Annotated in this window: 3 protein-coding genes and 1 pseudogene; all 4 read right to left on the bottom strand. The window is 60.5% G+C overall.

Annotated elements, in window-relative coordinates; translation table 11 throughout:
• Positions 1 to 36: 36 nt before the first annotated feature.
• Positions 37 to 888, bottom strand: a pseudogene (locus ABYW26_RS11390) (ABC transporter permease); the annotation flags it as partial.
• A 12-nt stretch (positions 889 to 900) separates the two neighbouring features.
• Positions 901 to 2,172, bottom strand: coding sequence for an ABC transporter permease (locus ABYW26_RS11385; protein WP_372604999.1), 1,272 nt, complete (start codon positions 2,170 to 2,172; stop codon positions 901 to 903).
• A 73-nt stretch (positions 2,173 to 2,245) separates the two neighbouring features.
• Entirely contained in the window at positions 2,246 to 3,364 is a 1,119-nt protein-coding gene (locus ABYW26_RS11380; protein ID WP_372604997.1) for an extracellular solute-binding protein, read from the bottom strand.
• A gap of 90 nt (positions 3,365 to 3,454) precedes the next feature.
• Positions 3,455 to 4,177 (bottom strand): ABC transporter ATP-binding protein (locus tag ABYW26_RS11375; RefSeq protein ID WP_372604996.1); only part of this gene is annotated, 723 nt, incomplete at its 5' end.

The following is a 4,177-nucleotide window of genomic DNA, read 5'->3' as shown; positions in this document are numbered from 1 at the left end:
GCACCCCCGGCCCTTTGGATTTCCATGTCTGGCGGATCAGGCGGGGCTCATCCCGCGCAGGCGTTCCGAGCGGCGGCGCAGCAGTTCGACTGCGGTCAGCAGGCAGATCGAGATCGCCACAAGGATGGTAGCCACCGCCAGAATGGTCGGGCTGATCTGCTCGCGCAGACCGGTGAACATTTGCCATGGCAGGGTTTTCTGACCGACCGAGCCGACGAACAGCACCACCACCACCTCGTCAAACGAGGTGATGAAGGCAAAGAGCCCGCCCGAGATCACGCCGGGCAGGATCAGCGGCATCTGCACCTTGAAGAAGGTGCGCAGTGGTGATGCGCCCATATTGGCGGCGGCGCGGGTCAGCGAGCGGTCGAAACCGACCAGCGTGGCGGTCACTGTGATGATGACAAAGGGAATACCCAGCGCCGCATGGGCCAGCACCACACCCAGATAGGTGCCTTGCAGGCCGATGCGCGAATAGAAGAAATACATCCCGGCGGCCGAGATGATCAGCGGCACGATCATCGGCGAGATCAGGATCGCCATGATCGCGCGCCGGAACGGCACGTGGCTTTGGCTGAGGCCGACGGCGGCCAGCGTGCCCAGCCCGACCGAGATGACGGTCGCGGCGGGCGCGATCTTGACCGAGTTCGCCAGCGCCTGTTGCCAGTCGGGATTGGTGAAGAAATCCATATAGTGTTTCAGCGAATAGCCCTCGGCCTTGAAGGCCAGCATCTCGGGCGTGAAGGTAAAGAAATCCTGACTGCTGAAGCTGAGCGGCATCACCACGACGATCGGCGCGATCAGGAAAAAGAAGATCAGTCCGCAGATCACCCGAAAGGCGTAGAACCAGATGCGTTGGCCGGTTGTGGCATAGGGGGGCAGGTCCATGATGTCTCTCCTCTAGCCCAGGCTGACGTTGTCGATGCCGACGATCCGGTCATAGATCCAGTACAGCAGCAGAACCACCAGCAGCAGGATCGTGCCCAGCGCCGCGCCAAGGCCCCAGTTGCCCGAGCGCGAGATGTGAAAGGCGATCCGGTTCGAGATGAAAATCCCGTCGGTGCCGCCGACCAGTTCGGGGGTGATGTAATAGCCGATCGCCAGAATGAACACGAGGATCGATCCGGCGCCGATGCCCGGCACCGATTGCGGGAAATAGACCCTCCAGAACGCGGTCCAGTTGGTCGCGCCCAGCGATTTCGCCGCCCGCACATAGGACGGCGGGATGGTTTTCATCACCGAGTAAAGCGGCAGGATCATGAACGGCAGCAGGATATGGGTCATGGCGATGATCGTGCCGAACTGGTTGTTGATCATCACCAGCCGGTCGGCGTCATTCACCAACCCGATCCATACAAGGATGTCGTTTATCACCCCCTGCTGTTGCAACAGCACCTTCCAGCTTGAGGTTCGCACCAAGAGCGAGGTCCAGAATGGCAGCAGCACGAGGATCATCAGCAGGTTCGAACTGCGCAGCGGCAGGTTCGCCAGCAGGAACGCCACCGGATAGCCCAGCGCGATGCACGAGACCATGATGACGATGCTCATGAACATGGTGCGGCGGAACATGGTGACATAGATCTTCTGATTGTCATCCACGGCCTGAATACCGTCGGGGCCCAGCTCCATATCGACGGCGTTCAGGAAATAGCCCGGCGTATAGCGCGGCGAATAGGTCTGGATGGCGCGCCAGATTTCGGTGTCGCCCCAATCCTTGTCGATATCGAGAAATTTTTCCTTGAACGGGGCGTCGCCCGGAATGTCCCATTTCTTGACCTGACGGCCGCTTTTGCGGAACAGCGAGGACACGCCGCTGGCCTGATAGTTCAGCCGGATCGCAAGGGTGATGTGTTTCTTGTCGGCTTCGGCGATCTGCAGGTCCTGAGCAAAGGCGGCGAACACGGCTTCATCCGGCAATTCGCCCGATTTCGCGTCCCAGTCCTTTAGCGCGACAACGGTGCGCGGCAGGGTGTCCGACACGATCTGGTTCTCGACCGAGCGGAACAGCATATCGGCGATCGGGGCGACGAATGTCAGCAGCACAAACACCAGCAGAGGCGCGATCAGGGCCAGTGCCCGTAGTTTCTGCGCTCTCAATGCCCGTCTCAGGCTGCGTTTCAGCGGCGTTCCGTCTGCGGCCAGCACCGGGCCGGTTTCGGTCGTATCGCTCATTGTTTCGCCCCTTTGTCTGTCTTGCGGCGGGGGGCCGGATGGCCCCCTGCCCTTTTTTCAGTCACTCAGGCGCTTATTGCGCCAGCCAGGACTGGAACTTGGTTTCCACGTCGTCCTGGTTGTCGGCCCACCAATCAAGGTTGTTCACCAGATAGCGCTTGGCGTTGGCCGGGTTGGTCGGCATATGCGGCGCCATTTCGATGCCCAGATCGGCATGGGTCGAGACCAGCGGCTGCGACGAAGCACGGGCCGGGCCATACGAGATGTATTTGGCCTGATCGGCCAGACGCTGGGTGTCGGTGGCGAATTTGATGTAATCCAGCACGCGGCTCAGGCGATCTGCGGGCAGACCGGCGGGGATGACCCAGCCGTCAAAGTCGAACACCTGATAGTCCCACAGCATCGCGACCGGCTGTTTCTGTTCTTCGATCACCGAGAACAGGCGACCGTTATAGGTCGAACCCATCACCACTTCGCCATCGGCCAGAAGCTGAGGCGTTTCGGCCCCTGCCGACCACCAGACCACTTGGTCCTTGATGGTTTGCAGCTTGGCCAGCGCCCGCTCGATGCCTTCTTCTTCGTCCATCACATCATAAAGGTCGGCTTTTTCGACCCCATCGCACAGCAGCGCCCATTCGATGTTTTTCTTAGGACGTTTTTCAAGCGCGCGTTTGCCCGGAAAGTTTTCCAGATCGAACACGTCGCACAGGTTATCCGGGGTCTTGCCGTTCCAAGCCGCGACATCGGTGCGATACCCGAAGGTGGTCGAGAACACGATTTGCGGGATGAAGCAGTCATTGATCAGGCTGTCGCCGAAATCTTCCGCCGGGGTCGAACCATCGTCACCGGGCGCAAGCATGGTGGCAAAGTCGATCTCCATCGCCAGACCTTCGTCGCACAGGCGCACGGCGTCCGGGCCTTCGACGTCGACCAGATCCCAGGTGATGTTCCCGGCCTCGTTCATGGCGCGCATCTTGGCGACGGCCTCGTTCGAGCTTTCGTCGTTGATGACCTTGATGCCGGTCATTTCAACATAGGGGTTATGATAAGCCTTGATCTGCGAAGCCGAATAGGCGCCGCCCCAGGACACGATTGTCATGCTGTCGGCCATGTTGCCATGGCTGGCAGCAAAGGCCGAGGCTGCGACGGCCATCGCCGCACCACCAGACAGCATTAGGGTTTTGAATTTCATAGGTTTCGTCTCCATGTTGTTTGCCCGGTTTGTTTTTTCAGACCGCAGCATCCCCGGGCAGGACACTGCGCCGAAATCACGCCTGTGCCATCAGGCATCCAGTGCGTGACAATCCTCGGGCAACCAGCCGATCTCGATCACCTCGCCCGCCGTCAGGCGGCGCTGATCCGGAGCGTTCCGGGTCTTGATGACAAAGTCGTCGTTCCCCGCCACCCGCAAACGGGTGCGGAAGATGTCGCCCATATAGATGAATTCCAGCACCTCGGCCTTCAGGGTATGCGCGTCGTCAGACATCCGGTCCTTGTTGTATTCCACCCGCTCGGGGCGGATAGACACGCGGGTGCGCTGGCCGGCCTTGGATACGTTCACCGGCTTGGCCACGATGGTTTCGCCACCATCCAGTTCTACCAGTGCAGTCGCACCGCGGATTTCCTTGACCATGCCTTCCAGCGTGTTGTTCTCGCCGATGAACTGAGCCACGAAGCTGTTTTGCGGCGATTCATACAGTTGATCGGGCGGGGCAAGCTGTTGGATGCGGCCATCTTCGAACACTGCGACGCGGTCCGACATGGTCAGCGCCTCGGTCTGGTCGTGGGTTACATAGACCACGGTGATGCCCAGATTGTCAGCGATATGCTTGATCTCGAACTGCATGTGCTCGCGCAGCTGCTTGTCGAGCGCGCCCAGCGGTTCGTCCATCAGCACCAGCTCGGGCTCGAACACCAGCGCCCGCGCCAGGGCGACCCGCTGTTGCTGACCACCCGAGAGCTGCGCCGGACGGCGGCCGCCAAAGGCCCCCATCTCGACCATGTC

This window comes from Actibacterium sp. (genome assembly GCF_041584535.1).
Lineage (GTDB): Bacteria > Pseudomonadota > Alphaproteobacteria > Rhodobacterales > Rhodobacteraceae > Actibacterium_D.
The sequence above is the reverse complement of the archived record's forward strand: the minus strand, read 5'-3'. Positions and strand labels throughout refer to the sequence as shown.